Origin of the sequence: Stenotrophomonas sp. 278 (assembly GCF_003935715.1) — a bacterium.
In the GTDB taxonomy this organism is placed as follows: Bacteria; Pseudomonadota; Gammaproteobacteria; order Xanthomonadales; family Xanthomonadaceae; genus Stenotrophomonas; species Stenotrophomonas maltophilia_AH.
In genome coordinates this window covers 14,380-32,460 of record NZ_RHPP01000035.1, presented here as the reverse complement: position 1 = coordinate 32,460, position 18,081 = coordinate 14,380, and the positions used below count along the sequence as shown (strand labels likewise).

The following is an 18,081-nucleotide window of genomic DNA, read 5'->3' as shown; positions in this document are numbered from 1 at the left end:
CGGCAGCCGGCGCCGCAGGCGCGGCGGCGGTGGCCAAGGCCGAGCCGACCCGCTCCTACGAGCACACCATGAACGTGATGCTGCCGCCGCACAACGGCGTCAAGCCGCACATCACCGGCCACTTCGGTGAGCACCGTGGCGAGAAGGCCCATGGTGGCAGCGACTTCAACTACGTGGGCGGGCAGACCGGCCGCAACATGCAGCATCCGACCGTGCATTCGCCGGTGGCCGGCGTGGTCACCTCGGTGGGCGGCAAGTACGGCACCGTGATGATCCAGGACGCCGACGGCAATTCGCACCAGATCCTGCACATGCAGGGGCTCACCGCGAAGGTCGGTCAGCATGTGCAGCCCGGTGACCCGATCGGCACCATGGGCGGTCGTGGCCCGGAAGGCCCGAACCAGTACGCCCAGCACGTGCACTACCAGATGAAGGATCCCAAGGGGAACCTGATCAATCCGGAGGCCTACTGGAACAAGGGTGTGGTGCAGGCGGAGGGCAAGCACGCCCACGACCATGCCCACGCGCACCACCATGATCACGACGCGCCGGCGGGCACGCTGCGCAAGGGCGACCGCAGTGATGAAGTTGAGGCGCTGCAGAAGCGCCTCAACGACCTGGGCATCCGCGACGCCGACGGCAAGCCGTTGGCCGTGGACGGCAAGTTCGGTGACAGCACCAAGGAAGCCGTGGAGGCGTTCCAGCGTCGCCTCGACATGACCGTCGACGGCATCGTTGGCAAGCAGACCCAGGCTGGCCTGGACAAGGCCGAACAGCAGCAGTCGCAGGCCAAGCCGGCCGGCCCGCTGCTCGGCGACAAGGGCCACCCGGACACGCCGCTGCACAACGCCATCCGCGATCGGCTGCCCAGCCCGATCTCCAACGAAGCCGCCGCGCACATCACCGCCCAGGCCAAGCAGGCCGGCATTGATTCGCCCGAGAAACTGCAGAGCGTGACCGTGCAGGACGGCAAGGCGTTCGTGATGGGCACCACCCCGGGCTTCCGCACGGCGGTGGACCTCGGTCAGCCGGCCCCGTCGGTGGAACAGACCAGCGCGCAGCTGCTCAACAACAGCACCCAGCAGCAGAACCAGGTGCAGGAAGAGCAGCAGAAGGTCGCGATGGGCCGCTGATGTCCCGGCCCTTGTGTGGGCCATGAGTGTGGTGTTAGGGCCGGCCGGGGAAACCTGGCCGGCCCTTTTTGCGCCGCAGCGCAAGTTCCCTGCGCCCGCGCCGATACCGATTACGGGATCGCGTTCACGGAGGAGGTCGTCGATGCACCGGATCAAGCTCGGCTACAAGTCGGTCGAGCATGCGCATTACGCGCAGTACCGCATTGTGTCCACTGCGGAGTATCACTACGGCCTGAAGGTCGACGCCCACCGTGTTGGCCTGCATCAGGCCATGCAGCACGCGCTGGATATTGCCTGTCGGCAGCAGGACGCGCCGCTGGGACTGGCCCTGGTTGGTGCCGGAAGCCGCTATCCGCAACTGCACGGCGTGCCATCGGCGCGGCTGTCACTGCTGTTCTGGGAAAGCCTGTTTGAGCGCGTGCGACGGGAAGACTTTCCTGAGCAGCTGTCCCGACTCGAATCCTTCTTCGCGACTCCGGCATTGGAAGACGCTGCCGCCTTCAAGCGCGACCACGGCATCGGCGAGCTGCTCTGCAAGGTCGACCTGTCCGGCTGCAGCACCCAGGCACGGCTGGACTATTCGTGGCTGGCCACCCTTGATGGCGGTTGGAACTACACCCAGGCGCGCCTGCAGATAACCGACTACTGGGCCGGCCATGTTTCAAGCGCGCCGCTGATGGAAGTGCTCTGCCAGGGCGAGGTGGTCTTCGGCGAGCGCTGCGCGGCACCTCACCGAGGGGTACCGTTATAGCTGGGTTCGGACAGCCTGCAACATCGCTGGCTTACACTAGCGTCCGGCCGTGGTGCCGGAATCTGTTGCAATTGAAAGGGTTGAAGTGATGGACATGGGGCTGCGCACGCCGGCGATCGAACTGGTTGCCATCGACATGGATGGCACCTTGCTGAATCCCGCGCACCAGCTTACCCCACGCGTAAAGCAGGCCATCGCGCAGGCGCGGGCACAAGGCGTGCGGGTGGTGCTGGCCAGCGGTCGGCCTGTCTCGGGCCTGGCCCCGTTCCTGGAGGAGCTGGGCATCGACGGTGCCGAGGACTATTGCATCGCCTGCAACGGCGGGCTGGTGCAGCGCCTGGGGGATGGCCATCGCGTGGCCGAGTTTCCACTGACGTTCGATGATTTCGTGTATGTGGAGCGCGTTGCACGCGAACTGGGCGTGCACTTCCAGGCACTGGACGGCAAGCGCCTGTACACCACCAACCGCGACATCAGTCACTACACCGTGGTGGATTCGCATCTTTCGCACGTACCGCTGTCATATCGCAGCGTCGACGACATGGATCCGGCCATGTCTTTCATCAAGCTGATGATGGTGGACGAACCGACGGTGCTGGACGCTGCCATTGCACGCCTGCCGGCGGAGCTGATCGAGCGCTTTGCCGTGCTCAAAAGCGCGGCGTTCTTCCTGGAAGTGTTCGATCATCGCGCAGGCAAGGGCCCAGGGCTGAAGATGCTGGCCGACCACCTGGGCCTGGACCGAAGCCAGGTGATGGCCATCGGCGACCAGGAAAATGACCTGACCATGCTGCAGTTTGCCGGCACCAGCGTGGCCATGGGCAATGCGGTGGACGTGGTCAAAGCCACTGCACTGCATGAAACCGCCACCAACGCCGAGGACGGCGTCGCCCTGGCACTGGAGCGCTTCGTTCTGCGCAGTTCCCAGCCAAATCCGTAACACGGGTGAAGCCGCGGCACCGGTCTCGTCGCCCTTTCAAGTGTGATGTTTGTCACATTAAAGTGATCAAGAACCTCTGAATCGAAGACTCGGCACACGCACGTGCGGGAATCGCGCCTCGACAACGTCACACTTTGTCGCGCGCACTGTGAAACGCCGGCCACACAGTTGGTTACCATTTCGCCCGCTGCAGCACTTTCCTTTTCCGCCGAACCCGGAATGCCCCAGAGACACCGCATGACCGCTGTCGAACATGTACATGCACCTGTCGAAGCTGCACCCGCGGTTCCGGGAATCACCGACGATGCGCTGGAGTACGCGCTGCGCACCTCGGCCATTGTTCCGTTCTTCCAGCCGATCGTGGACGTGCAGTCCGGCGTGCTGCGCGGCTTTGAGGTGCTGGCCCGCTGGTGCGCCAGCGACGGACGCCTGCTGCTGCCCGATGCCTTCATTCCTGTTGCGGTAAACGCAGGGCTGATTGCCAACCTCACCCTCCACTTGGTGGAACAGGCCTGCCGCGCTGCCCGTGAATGGCCGGGCGACTTCTACCTCGCCTTCAACATGCCGCCGACCATGCTGCAGGAGTCGGCCACGGTGGACCACATCATTGCCACGCTCAAAGCCACCGGATTCCCGCTACGGCGCATCCGGGTGGAAATGACCGAGGTCGAAGTGGTGGAGGACGAGCGCGCGGCCGAACTGGGCATTGCCCATCTGCGCGAACTGGGCATCAAGACCATGCTGGACGACTTCGGCACCGGCTATTCCAGTCTGGTGCGTCTGCATCGTTTCCAGTTCGACAAGATCAAGATCGATGGCAGTTTCATCCGTGCCTTGGAGCAGGACGAGGCCAGCCGCAAGATTGTGTCGGCCATTGTCGGCCTGGGTAAGAGCCTGGGTGCGAAAGTGGTCGCCGAAAGCGTGGAAACGCGTTTCCAGCTGGAGTTCCTGGCCAGCATCGGCTGCGACACCTACCAGGGCTGGTGGCTCGCCCCGGCCATGGACGCCGCCACCGCTGCCGGCTGGCTGGCCCGGTTCGAGCCACGCCAGGCGGCCCCGTCCAGCACGCACCTCAGCCCTTACCAGCGCCAGTACCAGCTGGAGATCCTGTACGAACGCTCGCCGGTGGGCCTGGCCTTCATCGACCCGGACCTGCGCTTCGCTGCCGCCAATGCCAAGTTCTGCAACATGATCCACGTGCCGCGCTACGAGGTGATCGGGCAGAAAGTCACCGACGTGCTGCCGGTTGAGATCGGGGGGCGTGCGCTTGAGCTTATCCTGCGTGGCTTCTGTGATGACCAGGGCGATCTGAGCGAAGTGGTGATGCCGCACACCGCCGAAACCTTCCTGCTCAACCACGAGCGCGTCAGCGATGCCGGCGGCGTGGTGCTCGGTGTTTCGGTGGTCTGCATCGATGTCACCGACACCAAGCGCTACGAAGCGGCGCTGCGTGCACGCGAACAGGAAGACGTGTACGCCGCACCAGGCACGCCGACCGTATTCTGGGTGGCGGAGGAATCGGGTGAACTCAGCTACATGACGCCGCACCCGCTGGAGCTGGCCGCGTTGAGCGTGCGCGAGCGCATCGACAGCTGGTACGCGCGCATGGACGCGCCGGATCGGGAGCGGGTGCGCTGCGAATGGGTCGGACGAGACCCGGCGGCGACCACCTTCCAGACCCGCTTCCGCCTGGAATGGCCGGACGGCAGCCGGCGCTGGGTGTTGAGCCGTGGCGATCTGAAGGAAACCGGCCACGCGCGCAGGTGGTACGGGTTCTTCACTGATATCACGCGCGAGGTGGAGCTGGAGGAGCGGTTGGGAAGCGCAGTGGTGTGATCTGACCTAGGGTCAGCTGGAGCTCCTGCCCTTTGCCACACTGCGCCGAGCTGCAGCAGATGGCACAACGGACACCGTTCCGCTTCGTGCAGCTGGGGAGCCAGACAGGTTCGCCTGTCGTCGCGGTCGCGTGTCGGCCGAGTCATCCAGGGTGCGCGGACGCCCGCCAAGCCGACCATTCCTGCGTGCCGCGGTCCGCTTCGCCTCACTCGTTGATTCGCCACCTGCACGTCCCATCAGGGACGCCATCCACTTCTTGCTGCCAAGGGCACCCTGGAGCAGGCCGGGTACATACAGATCAGCGTCAAGCTGTGGCCAATGTAGCCCCAAACCGCTGGGCGAGACCTCAATCTCACTCAACTGACCAGCACTTGCCTTGGTCAGTCCCTGCACCCGGTCAACCGGGACAGATAGCTGGATCCCGGTGACAAGCTCCAGTACAACCCGCCGAGTGCTGCGTTGATAGCGCACGGAGACGACTGCGCTGGTTTCCTGCAGTCGCTGCATCTCGCCGCGAGCGTGCCCAGGCTGTCGATCAGTTTCGGTCATGGATCGCTCTCCAGCAAGTACAAAGACGGGGGACAAGTGGTGCAATATTGCGGCGCAGCGACCGAACCTCGGTCGCGTTAAACCCTACGTAGTCCCTGACCTCTGGAGGTCCAGCGGGACAGCAGAGGCGGAGGATCGCCTCTCGTCCGGCACCTTGCACGTGCACGTGCACGTGTGCAGGAGCGTGGTCGTTTGGAAAAATCATCACTCTCAGTCCATCCAAGCGGGCGACTGTTGGCATCAGGCTACTCCAAAATAACCCAAGTGGTTGGGATGACTGGAGAACTCATCGCGGCGTTCCTCGATCCACCTGCCGATAGCCGATGGCCTCGGCGAGATGGGTGGTTTCGATGTTGTCGCAACCGGCCAGATCTGCGACGGTGCGGGCCACGCGCAGGATGCGGTGCATGGAGCGCGCGGAGAGCTGCAGCTGCTCAACGGCGGCCTCCAGCAGATACTGATCGTCTTCGGCCAGACGGCAGTGCTTGTCCAGTTCAGTGGGAACCAGCAGGGCATTGGGTTTGCCTGCACGCCGTAGCTGGATGTCGCGCGTGGCCACCACGCGTGCCCGGACGCTGCCGCTGTCTTCGCCCAGCGGTGCATCGCTGCGCAGTTCCGCAGGCTCCAGTCTCGGTACCTGTACGTGCAGGTCGATGCGATCCAGCAGCGGACCCGAGATGCGGGCGCGATAGCGGCGAATGCTTTCCTGGGTACAGCAGCACCGCCCGCTTCTGTCGCCGGCCCAGCCACATGGGCAAGGGTTCATCGCGAAAGTGGTCAACCACCATCTGACCCCGATAGCAGGCCGGCGTCACGAGTCGACTCAGCCTCCACCGACGTAAAGAGTGCGCCTAAGGACACCTTCAATCCCCCAGCCAGCCTATTGAGAGTGCCAATAGTCAAATTTGTTCTACCGCGCTCGATTCGCCCATAGTAGGCCCGATGCATCCCAATCTTATCTGCGAACGCCTCTTGGCTGAGGCCAAGGGCGACGCGACGAGCTCTAAGCGCGGAACCAATTTTGGGCAGTAGCTCATGTTCATCCATGAGCCAAAGCTATTGATCTGATACTTTTAAGACTACGACTTTAAAGGTAGGCTACTTAAAAGTATCGGTGGAGCACTATGCCTTTTTTTCTCGTATGTACCGATTTGGACTTCACTATCGAGCTTGGCCTTACGGAAGACGCGCAGAAGCGGATGCAGTGGCAGCTTTTGCGGCTTCAGGACGAAGGCAACTTGGCGGCATTCGGGAGTAAGCTCTCAACTGAGTTATCGAAGGCGTTTCCCGAACTGATTGATTGGGATCTTAAGGCCCCCACACCCGCGCAATTTGCCCTCGCAAAATCTCTATCACTGCAATTTGCGATGGATATTCCACAGGCGGCGAGAGAATCCAGATCCGAGATGCACAAGTTCATAGCAGAGCAATCCGCGCGGATCCGAGCAAAAAAAGCGACGTAGAATGTTCAGCGAGAATCGTCCGGCGGTTGCGAACTGCTACGGACGTAGGGGAAACGTCGCCTGACGGAGAGTGGGCTGGCTGGCAGCCAGCGCTGAGATGTGGATTGGGATAGGTCGCCCAGGATATTGCCTGGGGCGAGGCGCAGCTTTGCCTGCAATTGCGCAATCCCAAGAACAAAACCGCCTGGCGACATCATCCGACCCTCGCCATGGGTCTGGATCACTCGGCCTCGCACTCGCTGACCGCGAAGCCAGTTCCAACCCGATCTAAACCTCGATAGAGTACGCCGAGGCGGCCTCTCGCCACAGGCTAGAGTCGTTCGTAGAAGAACCCGCGATCGTCGAAACTACACTGCAAGGAAGATCATGGCCCGAAAAGGCAAACGGAAGCACTCGCTGCACCGCTCTATCGGCGCTGTTCGCCAGGGCGGGGACTTCGCTAGGGAGACTCTCTTTCTATTGAAGGCGAATAGCACGCCCGCGGAGCTCTTCGAGCGGTTCCCTAAGCTCATAAATGAGCCCAAACGTCTCCTTCCATTTCATGGCGAGCCTTTCCCTCAAGCCTACAAAGATATGTTCGGGATCCAAGCCGCCGGCGCACCCGTAGGGCCAGTTAATGAGGTCGTCTGGGCGGTGTGTAGATGCCTACTCCACAGCGACGCGATCGCTGAATACGTTGCGGCACGGAATAAATTTGAATCGAGTATGTTGCTGTCGCGGTTCGAAAATGCAGCGCAGTCTCTGATCTCGCATGAGAGGCGATTTGGTGTTTCATTATGGCTCGCACAAGCTTGGTTGACGCTTGGTGACAACGCGCCTCTGGTTGAGCGGCAGCGCGTCCAAGAACAGTTCGATGCCGCAGCGCCGAAGTCGATCTCAGCATTTCTGATTCATTACCTCTCTCGCCGAGCAGAGAGCCGTGGAACTAAGCGCTTCCTCAAAGACGAAGTTCTAGCTAAGCTCAATGATGTGTCAGACGTGTTCCGGAGCTACGCTGCGAGCCGAGTCAGCGATGTATCCACCGCCAACCCAAGTGAGCTTTCGGCCTACCTTTTCTTCGAGGCGCAAGCGAGCCTGATCGATCATTATGAGGCATTGGTCACAACGCTGCAGGATATGGCCACAGCTGATCGACTTCCGATGGTTGTTTCTGCGGCTTTGGAAAGGCCCGTCTCACTGCTACGCCGTCGCATTAAAGACCGCAGGCTCGACCCTCTTGGCTTGGCATTCGGATGTGTTGTAGAACTTGATGCCGGAGCTGAGGCTGTCGCCCGGGCGAAGATATTTGAGTCGTATTTCCAGAGCGGGTATGAAGACGTCCTGCAGCAGGGAGGTAAGTACCTGGCAGAGTGCGACCCCACTGATGCTGCAATGTTGACGCTCCTAGCGCGAGCAGCTGTACGGTCAGGCTGCGCGATTCCAAGTCTCTCCCCTGCGCATTCGGCCCTTTGCTCGAGCCTCATGAGCGTACTTCGCTTGGATGAAAATTCATACGGTGAGGCCACCTCGATCTTCTCTACGGTGGATGTGCATTACGGACATACCTGGGGTCTGTATCTTCGGGAGGTCGTTCTAGCCTGTCTTCAGCAGGAGAACGACAAGCCGATGATCGATCAGATGAAGACGATCGCGGTATACGACGCGTGGGTGTCGCCACTCACGCTTGCGTGCGCAAGGCCGACTGCTTTAAAGCAGGCTCGAGCATCCATCGTCGCCGCCGATCTTTATAGAACTACGCTGGCGTCCATTGAGCTGTTGTACTTCGGGAAAGACCCGAGCTCGTTGGGGGTGCAGATTTCTTTGAATCGCCACCGTGCCTACATTGCGCGTCACCTTCTTCAGACCGGTCGCGCGCAGGATGCGATCGAACAGCTAAATTGTCTTTTAGAAGATGCGCCGATCGCTGCGAGGTATCGCGTCCTCACCGCGCTAGCTATGGCGAAGACCAAGTGCGGGGCCCGGGGGGAAGCCGTGTCGTTATTGGTTGATGCGCACATCACGAATCCGGACGTGCCAACCTCGCTGCCACTCGATCTAGTAGTCAGCGGTCTAGCTGACGCGGCAACTTGGCCGGATACGATCGACGTGCCGCTAAGCTTTGAGTTGTTCAACGCGTTCTCGTCTGACGCCAGGTTGGCTCAATTGCGGTTTGCGTTCGAGCGGTTCCAAGAACACCACCAGATTCGGAGCGCCGCGGACGTTGTCCAGATTCTAGGGCCTTCCAACACGTCTAGAGCGATCCTGTATTTGGACCGGGTTTGGACGCCGGAAGTCATGCGGCAGACACTTCTTTACAATGGGACTGAGGAGATCGTGGAGGCGCGAATCAGTGTCTGTAGACAACTTGCGTCCCTTGACCCCGACGACGCTTCGCGCTATTTGGATGAAATTCGCGACCGAGTTAAGAAACAAGAGATCGCCAAGGGGACATCGCTGCTTGAGCAAAGCAAGGTCTACGTAGACATAGCCGCGATCAAACGAAGTCTGAAGTCAAAGATTGGGGGGCAGTATTCGCGATACAAAGCCAACGCCGGTGCAATCAGCGACCCTTCACATGCCGTGGTTGAAAGAATTGCGGATGCCCTGATGGACATTCCCATGACCGAGAGCATCTCGATTGGAAGGGCGCTCTCCAGTGTTCACTTGGTCGATGAGGCGGAAACCGAGACGGATAGCCAGTTCGATTCGATCTTCACCGAAGTAACCCACGAGTTTCTGCGTGGGGACCATGGGCTGAATGCTTACCTGAGTACCCGGGTCAGACACGGTGTCCTCGCGAACACGCTGAGGAAGCCTTTGGCGGACGAGCGCCTAATTAGCTCACGCAATGCCTCCGGTTCGGGATACAAGCCGAACGTCTACTGGGACGACAGATTTGAGGTGTATGACGGTGCCGCTCGGCAACGGGTAGCGACTTCCTTAGCCGCCTTCTCTGCGGAGTTCGACCGAATCCTGCACGAGCTCCGCGACGAACGGCTGCAAATATCCATATCTCACGGCGTCAAGGACGTTAGGCAAGACACGAAGGCAGCTTTCATCTATAGGTCTTCCAATTTAGAACGAAGGTTCATGCAGCGCTCTGCAATTCGATCCAGATCCATGGACGAGTTCATCGATGTATGTATTGACAACCTTTGGGATAAAACGGATGAGAACTTGCTCGAAGTGAGAGAGCTTCTGGACAGGACGATTAAGCCTGCTTTTACTTCCGCTTTCGAGCAGCTCACCGATAGTATCCACTCATTGCCATACAGTCAGGCGGTTGGAGATTTAAGAAATGGTATCGCACGCGCTAAAACACAACTTCGCATGCGGCTTGATGAAGTGTCGTCGTGGTTCCATCGCAGTCAAGTCTATGATCGACAAGACTACCAGCCGGGCCTGCCCGTAGACATTGCGCATAACATGATCGCAAAGACAGCATCTGAGTCCTCGCACGTGCCCACGATTGACGTGGGTTCATACGATAGAAGTGTTAGATTGCCAGGGCGGACCTTGGACGGAATGGTGGATGCATTCTACGTGGTGCTGTCGAATGCGGTGGAGCACTCTGGACTTGAGGGTGACGCACTCAACGTCTCTGTCTCGTTCGACATAACCCCGACTAGGTACTCGGCTAGAGTTGAGAGTTCCTTGGCTCCTAGCGTCCCGACGCAGAGCCAGCGAGACAGTGTAGCGGGGATTCGCGAAGGCCTAAGCAAGAGCGATTCTCTGAAACTTGCTCAAGTTGAAGGTGGTAGCGGCCTGCGTAAGCTCTGGCGCTCGATCAATTCCCCTTTCTATGAGGAGCCCCGCCTCGAATTTGGCTTTTCTGATGACCGCAAGTTCTATGTAGAAATTTCCTACAATATTCAGGCTCCGGATGAAAATTCTCCTAATTGAAGATGATGCTGACAAGTCCGCTGAGATAAGGGCCTTTGTTATGGAGCTTGTGCAAGGTGTTGACGTGGATGAGGCGCGATCGTTTAACTCAGCGCTGAAGGCAATCTGCAATCGCAGTGTTACCTATGACGCTGTGCTACTCGACATGAGTATGCCAAACTTTGACGTGGGGGCGGATGAACCATCTGGTGGGGCGCAGGAGAACTTTGCGGGACGAGATCTGCTGATGCAGATGAAGATGCGTCAGAGAACAATGCCAACCATAATCGTCACTATGTTTGACGGGTTCGGCGAAGGACAGAGTCGCGTGTCTATCGAAGACATAGCCTCAGAGATGAAAAGGACGTTCCCAAACTTCTATTTAGGCCATGTCTACTACAGCCAGACAGAAGACGCTTGGAAAGGTAGACTCACCGAACTATTGAAAGGAATTCTCAATTGACCGGCGTAAGAATCATTCTTGTTGATGATCAAGTGGACAAAGCTGCAGCGATTGTTTCGCCGCTGAAGAGCAGCTACGGTGATGCTGTGGACATCGTGCATGTTAGCAACGCTGTTGACGCCAGGAGGCGGATGCGTGAGTGTCGGTTCGACATCGCCCTTATCGACGTGAATCTTCCGGAAAGCATTGGGGACCGTCCCAGTCCGGAATCTGGATTCGCGCTGTTGGACCTGTTGACGGTTGACTCTAAAGCGATCCTCCCGGATGAGATCATCTTCGTGACCGCGCGAGAGGAGCTGGAGCAGGAAGCCATCACTAAGGCGACGGCCCGCGGCGCGTCCTTGCAGTTTTACAGAGAAGACGAGAACAGCTGGATCGATGTACTTACTGGTCGAGTGGGGTACATCATCAGCCGCAACGCACGGCATAGGACGCCTCCTGTCGATGTCGCCATCATCACGGCACTTAGTTCGCCGGAGCTTGACGCTGTCCTAGGCCTAAACTTCGGCTGGAATCCGCACAGTGTAGCTGGTGATCCCACTCGTTACTATCTCGGCACGACTACGGCTGGCTCGCGTAGACTGAAGGTAGTGGCCGCGTGCGCGCCTCGCAAGGGCATGCCTATGTCCGCCGCACTTGCGGCGAAGATAGCCCAAGTGTTCAAGCCAAGAGTTCTTTCGATGGTTGGGATTTGCGCAGGTGTCCGAGGTAAGGTTGAGATCGGCGATATCATTGTTGCCGACCCCACCTGGGATTGGGGAAGTGGAAAGCACGTTCAAGGGCCAGATCCACTGCCGGTGTTTCGGGCGGCCCCCTACCAAAGCGCGCTCAGGGGCGATATTGCCGCCCTAGTTCAAGCAGAGTGTCGAGATGCGAGGCTATGCGCCGAGGTCTCTGCGGGTTGGCGAGAATCGGTGCCGGCTGGCCGCCTATCCGTGCATATCGGGCCGATGGCTTCGGGCGCATCGGTGCTGGCGCACGACGGAGCAATTGCTCCGATCACTGAAGGCCACCGCGAGGTTATTGGCGTTGAGATGGAGGCATATGCAGTCATGGCGGCTGCAGAATTATGTGGGGCCACACCGCTCGTCATTAAATCTGTATGCGACTTTGCTGACTCGGAAAAGTCCGATGGTTGGCAAGCCTATGCGGCGTATACAAGCGCCTCCTTCTTGGCGCACTTGCTGCCGAAGCTTGCGGACGCCGATGTTTGCTAGCCGCGGTGGGCTGTCAGCATTCTCCAGGGCGACGAAACCTCGTCTGCTCAGTGTTTCAGGACACTGAGCTTAGCATCGATGGTCACGCGGAGACTGGGTTGACGCCAACTTGGAACGGGAAGCCGCATCGCAGGGCTAGAGGATGAAATAATCAAGGAAGATCTGGCACGCGAAAGTGCAACGTAGAAGAGCCTAGCGCGGGTCCCTTCGTCCCTCTCTTGATAAAAGTGGGCTGCCTTTGGGATAGATACCCGTTCAAACTCCAGGCCCTTCAGCAAAAGCGGAGTCGATATCGTGCGCTTCCGCAGATGCCTGCCGGTGTGACTTACGCGCTGCCTAAATTGCGAAGGCGCTGCTTGCCAAGGTTTCGCTTTTTCCCTCAGCGAGGGCCGCAAGTGCCTTCGTTGCATCTCGAATCAGCTCCGCACGTATGGTCGGTCTCAGGGGCGTGTCCTCCGGATGACCCTTTCACAATAACCGGGCCCGGTCGCCCAGGGTGAGACACGATGGCCACTGTTTTGCCTATAGTCGGCTAACCACAGTCATTGATCTAAACGCATTGGTGCGCGCGATCTGATTCGAGGAATGCTCCTACCTTCCCCTTTGAAACAATGATGACGCAGAGCGAAAATCTTCTCGAAACCTCATCGCGCGCTTCCCTTCGGCATGCGCGAGTGTCGGGACCAAGCTCGCAAGAGCAACTACAGCTGCTTGGTTCCTCCAACTCGACGCGGCCATCTGCGCAATCTCACCTAAGTATCAGCTAGCTTGGAATCAACGCAGCTGAGCTTCAAGATGGTCCCGCACTGTCTCAAGGGCACGCGCAGACCCGCTACACATCAGCCGAATGGCTGGGTCACCACCGAACCGAGGGGCCGAATTGGCGCGATGAATCCATGTATCAGCCTGAGCTGCATCCGGGAACAGGCTGTGCAAGGCTCCGTAGATCGATATCGCGTTCACGATCCGGAGAAGCACCGTGTCATCGACCATTCGGTTCACATCTTCATCTGAGCGCGGCAGCTCGGACAGGGTCAGTATCTGACTTTGCTCATCCTCAGACAACCGCCAAGCCTGCGCGATTCGTACGAAGGTCCGAATCGCGGCAGCTTTCAGGTCTAAGACTTGACAAACAGGTGGCTGAGACATGGCCCGATACCCTCCTTAAGTCTGGTCCGAGAATACTCTTTCTGGTACACGTCAAGCGACAGTTATCGGCGGCCAACCACCTGCCGGCCATTAGGCCCACAGTTCAAAGGCTTTCCAGACAAGCGACCTAGGCCCCCAGACCTGCATAGGACAACGGTCTCCTTCCCAATGCACAAGGGTCGCCTTCTTTTTATTGGATGAAGACGCGTCTAGCTGGCGACTATGGCCATTAGAGTACCGGCCCAGTTGCATACGCTCGCTTCCGCGGTCCCAGTCAACGAACACTCGAAATAACAAGCCTCAGCCTTCGTCGTCCGTGTTCGACCGTTCGAAGTTGAGCTTTTGTCTGGATCGCAACCTGCCTGAGATCACTGCGATGGTAATTCAGTAGCGCCTCAAGGCGAACCAGAGTGACACGAAATCTGTCCAGCCACACTCTACGCAGGCCCTCGTCCTGCCACCGGAGCGATAGCGCCTCAGGAATTGAGACAGCACGTACCCCTCGATCGCGGCTTTCGAGCAATGCTCGCTCTTCCTGCTGCTGCCACATGCGAATGTCGTCCATGTTCATCGGCAGTGCACGTTCATCCAGCCGAAGCGAGATCACTTTAGGATCGCCTCTCGATACATCAACCATCCTTGCTTCAACCAAGGTCGACTCCAGCAGTCCAATCTGATCAACAATCTCGGCAGCTTTCGCGGTAGCACCGATGCTCGCCACCTCACTCCGCCTTTCCCGCCATCCACTGACAGCGTCCACTTCTGATGCCCACTGCAATAACCTGCATGGGCATACCACCCCCCTTCGTACCAGCCCCCGACTACCTGAAAGGGAGGCAAATATTGCATTTTCACCGGCATGCTTTTTGCTCAGCGCCAACAGTGCTCTGGGTGGGACACTCAGCACAGCGGCCGCCTGCTGTAGAGTGAGCGGGAGCGTACCAGCTACTTCGCTGTGACAGCGCATTGCCTCGCTGATGATAGCGCTACGTAATGCTGGCCAAGGAACACCCAGTCCGCGTTTGAACGAATTCTCGCTCATGAAATACTTCTTGTAGCGTTCTATCAGGATAGCCTCTACCCGCTTATCCCTCCCGGGAGTTCTTCTCTCCAACATGTCCCGACCCACCTCATCACTTTCCAAGTCCATTTTCCGACTATTCGCTTTATCGCCTCCGCCGGCTTTCTCTTCCACGCTTCTGCCGCCTTCGGACTGGCCCCTTGGCAGCCACTTCCCCTGGGTCACCGTTCACCAGGCTCCTGCTATGCCAAGTACTCAACGCCATGTCGCCGGCAAAGAATCGCAAAACTGAGCGAATCATTGGCGAAAAGGAGACTAATGGGTCGTTCAACAGCGCCTGCCAGTATCTGGCGACAGCGAGCGCAGAGAGTCCCGAGGCCAAGATGCACGCCGTAAACCAACTTTCACTTACTCTGTCGAGCGACGGCTCATCGTGGGCTACCAGGAACGCGGTGAGCACCAACGCCGCCGATTGTAGAAGCATGACGAATATTGTAGGGGCGAACTTCGCGCGACAACGTGCCGCCGCAACAAGCGATTCTACTGAGGAATATAGAACTAGGGACGCGCCAACAAACAATGCCAACACTCTATCAAGCTCGCTCGATGTCACGCACGCAATGAAGACGGCGATGGCTGCCAGTAGCGCAACCATGAGAGTCCATCGCGAAAAAACCGCACGATTTCTAGCGCGCGTGTTCGACATGGCCGGCATCTGATCCACAATCGCGGCACTGACCCAAGCCATGGTCATGCTGGACGCAGTAACCGTGGCCGGGATCCACATCATCCACTCGTGTGGCTTGGGCGCATACGGCTGCATTGCCAAGATTCCCCAAAGCGAGGCTGAAGCGAACACTGCAGCCGGCACGCCGGCAAGCCAACCACCTTTCATGACTGACCTCGATCAACTTTCACCAACCAGGCACGGCCGGTATCAATGCAGAAGCCATTTCGTTCAATCATAGCTTCCAGAGCCCTCCATCACTGCTGCGCGCATCTCCATCGAGGTCTGAATAGAAAGCCTGTATCCAAACCGCGGAAGTGTGTGGATCAATTTGTCCTTGAATGGCCCGTCCACGGTCTTGCGAAGGCTAGACATTTGTGAGCGCAATAAGTCATGGTCAGGTGTCTGATGACCCCACACCGCGCGTTCGAGATGCTCCCTGGGAACGGCTCCAGGGCTCTCGCGCATCAGGACCTCTAGAAGCTTCCAAGACGCAGGATAGAGGTGAAGGCGGTTTCCCGCGCGGAATGCCTCGAGAGTGGCCAAGTCCATAGTCAAGTTGCCAACGGAAAGGCGGCGCATCCCGACTCTGCCGCGAGAACGGGCCACTAGTGCTTCTAGGCGAACCTCCAGCTCCAGTGGATCGAACGGCTTTGTGACAAAGTCGTCAGTGCCTGTCCGAAAGGCCTCTACTTTGCTGGCGATATCTGCCATGGACGCAAGCATCAGCAATGGAACGGAAGAATTGTGTTCACGTCGCAATCTGCGTACCACGTCCAATCCGCTCATCCGCGGAAGGTCCCAGTCGACAATTATCGCGTCATAGCTGTTTGACACAGAAAGATGTAAGCCTGTGATCCCATCCAGGGCAACGTCCACGGTGTGATGCTTGGCTTCCAATTCGTCAAGTAGCGTGCGAACGAGATACCGATCGCTGTCAATTAGCAGGATGTCCACGATCAGGGTGCCCGAAACCCGAGCAGCCGCAGCGCGTTGATGACGACCAGAAGAGTAGTTCCTTCATGGACTGCAACCGCAGGGCCGATACCTAAGCCCAGAACCGTGGCAGGAACCAGCAAAGCGACCACGCCAAGGCTAACGTACAGATTCTGACGAATGACCTTCTTAGTGCGCCGGCTGAGGGCTACCGAGAAGGCCACCTGCCGCAGATCTTCCGACATGAGTGCAACGTCCGCAGTCTCCAGAGCGACGTCCGAGGACGCCGCGCCCATTGCGATACCAACGTTGGCGCTGGCCATGGCAGGTGCGTCATTGACGCCATCGCCAACCATCGCGATCCTTTGGCTAGCCTTGATCTCACGTATCGCGGAAACCTTGTCGTCTGGCATGAGGTTGCCCCACGCTTCATCGACACCGACGTCGCTGCCTACAGATTGCGCGACCAACTGGTGATCACCAGAGATCATGATCATCCTGCTCACGCCTAGTCCACGCAATCTGTCCAGCGCATCGCGCGCCTCGGACCGCGGTGTGTCCATCAAGCCGATGACGCCAAGATCCCTGTCGCCCAGTCTCACCGCCATTGTCGTTCGGCCGCGACTGCGCAGCGTTGCGATACCTTCTTTGGCGGACGAGCCTAAAGCCGGAACCCCGTCAGCCCCAAACATTTCAGCCTTCCCGATCCAGGCAGGCTGGCCATCAACCTCCGCTCGTACTCCTCGTCCGGCGAGATTCTCAAATCCACTGGCTACCACTGCGACCTGGCCGGAAAGGCGCGTCCTACCGTCTGCAACGATGGCGGCCGCCAATGGGTGGTCGCTCAGCGCTTCCACGGCGACGCTGATCTCTAGTAACTCCTTCTCGGTTACGCCCTCCGCCACGACAATGTCGGTTACGCGGGGCTTGCCCTCGGTCAGGGTCCCGGTCTTGTCAAAGGCAATTGCCGTGACCATGCCGAGCTCCTCCAGCGGGGCACCGCCCTTGATCAGTACTCCGCTACGCGCGGCCCGGGCAATGCCGGCTAGAACAGCGCTTGGGGTGGCAATGGCCAATGCGCACGGACTGGCTGCAACCAGCACGGCCATGGACCGGTAAAAGCTGTCACGGAACGGCTCGTCAATCACCACCCACGAGAACAGCAGAATGCCAGAGAGGGCGAGAACACAGGGAACGAAGATGCGCTCAAACTTGTCCGTAAGACGTTGAGTGGGTGATTTTCGTGTCTCGGCCTCGCTGACCATCTTGACCACGCGTGCAAGCGCGGATTCCGTAGAGCGCCGGCTAACCTCCACCTCCAACGCTCCGGAACCGTTGATGGTGCCTGCAAACACTCTAGACGCCATGTCAACTGCATCGGGACGACGCCTCGCTTCTTCGGCGTCAGGCACCGGATGTTTGTCCACCGGAATGCTCTCACCTGTCACCGGTGCCTGGTTGACGTTGCTGGATCCCTTGACCACGAAGCCATCGGCGGGCAACCGATCATTCGCTCTCACCAGAACGACGTCGCCGGGCTCCAGCGCCGAAACAGGCACCTCCACCGGCCCGCCTTGCTTAACCACCAGGGCAGTCTCGGGTGCCAGCTTGGCGAGTGCCTCGATGGCGCGCTTGGCCCGACCCATAGCGTAGTTTTCCAACGAATGACCCAGGCTGAAGAGGAACAACAGCAATGCGCCCTCAGCCCAGGCTCCGAGGGTGGCGGCCCCTGCTGCCGCAACCAGCATGAGCGTATCGATCTCGAAGCGCTTCTTTCGAATGTTTTCAATTGCTTCGCGCAGGGTGAACCATCCACCGAATACGTAGGCTAGCATGTAGAACGCCGTGGGCAACCATGCGATACCGAACGCACCCGACTTCTCAATGATGAAGCCGGTCACGAGGAGCAGCCCGCAGACTATGGCGAACAGCAGCTCGGCATTGACTCCAAACAGGCCGCCATGGGAATGGGCATCCCCCTGATTCGGGGATGCGCCAGCTTCTGTTGCTTGGCTCATCTCTATTCTCCGATTTT

General features: G+C 58.9%; 14 protein-coding genes and 1 pseudogene. 9 read left to right on the top strand and 6 right to left on the bottom strand.

Going from position 1 to position 18,081, the window contains the following annotated elements; all coding sequences use genetic code 11:
- The 4 genes from EGJ34_RS08210 to EGJ34_RS08195 all read left to right on the top strand — a co-directional run.
- The coding region (locus EGJ34_RS08210) for a peptidoglycan-binding protein (protein ID WP_260476935.1) at positions 1-1,133 on the top strand (1,133 nt) is incomplete at its 5' end.
- Positions 1,134-1,275: 142 nt separating this feature from the next.
- Positions 1,276-1,884: a hypothetical protein gene (locus EGJ34_RS08205; RefSeq protein WP_125360009.1), complete on the top strand. Its 609-nt coding sequence runs from the start codon at positions 1,276-1,278 to the stop codon at positions 1,882-1,884.
- Between the two features lie 88 nt (positions 1,885-1,972).
- Positions 1,973-2,824: a sugar-phosphatase gene (yidA, locus tag EGJ34_RS08200; protein ID WP_125360008.1), complete on the top strand. Its 852-nt coding sequence runs from the start codon at positions 1,973-1,975 to the stop codon at positions 2,822-2,824.
- 237 nt (positions 2,825-3,061) lie between these two features.
- Complete coding sequence (locus EGJ34_RS08195) at positions 3,062-4,660, top strand: EAL domain-containing protein (protein WP_185750107.1); 1,599 nt, start codon at positions 3,062-3,064, stop codon at positions 4,658-4,660.
- A gap of 835 nt (positions 4,661-5,495) precedes the next feature.
- On the opposite strand, the pseudogene EGJ34_RS08180 reads toward EGJ34_RS08195, so the two are convergent.
- Together EGJ34_RS08180 and EGJ34_RS08175 are read right to left on the bottom strand one after the other, a co-directional pair.
- Positions 5,496-5,978 (bottom strand): annotated as a pseudogene (locus tag EGJ34_RS08180) (ATP-binding protein); the annotation flags it as partial.
- 8 nt (positions 5,979-5,986) lie between these two features.
- A complete protein-coding gene (locus EGJ34_RS08175; protein ID WP_125360003.1) occupies positions 5,987-6,256 on the bottom strand; it encodes a helix-turn-helix transcriptional regulator in 270 nt (89 codons plus the stop codon).
- A 77-nt stretch (positions 6,257-6,333) separates the two neighbouring features.
- Here EGJ34_RS08175 and EGJ34_RS08170 point away from each other — a divergent pair, with 77 nt between their 5' ends.
- The 4 genes from EGJ34_RS08170 (at position 6,334) to EGJ34_RS08155 (ending at position 12,213) form a co-directional block, all read left to right on the top strand.
- Positions 6,334-6,672 carry a hypothetical protein gene (locus EGJ34_RS08170; protein ID WP_125360002.1) on the top strand — a complete coding sequence of 113 codons (339 nt, stop codon included), beginning with the start codon at positions 6,334-6,336 and terminating at the stop codon, positions 6,670-6,672.
- Positions 6,673-7,377: 705 nt separating this feature from the next.
- A complete protein-coding gene (locus EGJ34_RS08165; RefSeq protein WP_125360001.1) occupies positions 7,378-10,554 on the top strand; it encodes a hypothetical protein in 3,177 nt (1,058 codons plus the stop codon).
- Positions 10,535-10,996 (top strand): response regulator, encoded by a 462-nt coding sequence (locus EGJ34_RS08160; RefSeq protein ID WP_125360000.1) that lies wholly within the window; start codon positions 10,535-10,537, stop codon positions 10,994-10,996. Before EGJ34_RS08165 ends, EGJ34_RS08160 begins: the two co-directional genes overlap by 20 nt.
- Complete coding sequence (locus EGJ34_RS08155; protein WP_125359999.1) at positions 10,993-12,213, top strand: response regulator; 1,221 nt, start codon at positions 10,993-10,995, stop codon at positions 12,211-12,213. Before EGJ34_RS08160 ends, EGJ34_RS08155 begins: the two co-directional genes overlap by 4 nt.
- Before the next feature lie 774 nt (positions 12,214-12,987).
- Here EGJ34_RS08155 and EGJ34_RS08145 read toward each other — a convergent pair.
- Complete coding sequence (locus tag EGJ34_RS08145) at positions 12,988-13,362, bottom strand: antitoxin Xre/MbcA/ParS toxin-binding domain-containing protein (protein ID WP_125359997.1); 375 nt, start codon at positions 13,360-13,362, stop codon at positions 12,988-12,990.
- Between the two features lie 274 nt (positions 13,363-13,636).
- Positions 13,637-14,557: a hypothetical protein gene (locus tag EGJ34_RS08140; RefSeq protein WP_125359996.1), complete on the bottom strand. Its 921-nt coding sequence runs from the start codon at positions 14,555-14,557 to the stop codon at positions 13,637-13,639.
- Positions 14,558-14,835: 278 nt separating this feature from the next.
- Between EGJ34_RS08140 and EGJ34_RS08135 the strand changes: the two genes are divergently transcribed.
- Positions 14,836-15,102 (top strand): hypothetical protein, encoded by a 267-nt coding sequence (locus EGJ34_RS08135; protein WP_125359995.1) that lies wholly within the window; start codon positions 14,836-14,838, stop codon positions 15,100-15,102.
- A gap of 239 nt (positions 15,103-15,341) precedes the next feature.
- Here the strand turns inward: EGJ34_RS08135 and EGJ34_RS08130 are convergent, their stop codons facing one another.
- Both EGJ34_RS08130 and EGJ34_RS08125 read right to left on the bottom strand, forming a co-directional pair.
- Positions 15,342-16,067: a response regulator transcription factor gene (locus EGJ34_RS08130; protein ID WP_125359994.1), complete on the bottom strand. Its 726-nt coding sequence runs from the start codon at positions 16,065-16,067 to the stop codon at positions 15,342-15,344.
- A 2-nt stretch (positions 16,068-16,069) separates the two neighbouring features.
- Positions 16,070-18,064: a heavy metal translocating P-type ATPase gene (locus EGJ34_RS08125; RefSeq protein ID WP_125359993.1), complete on the bottom strand. Its 1,995-nt coding sequence runs from the start codon at positions 18,062-18,064 to the stop codon at positions 16,070-16,072.
- Positions 18,065-18,081 lie beyond the last annotated feature (17 nt).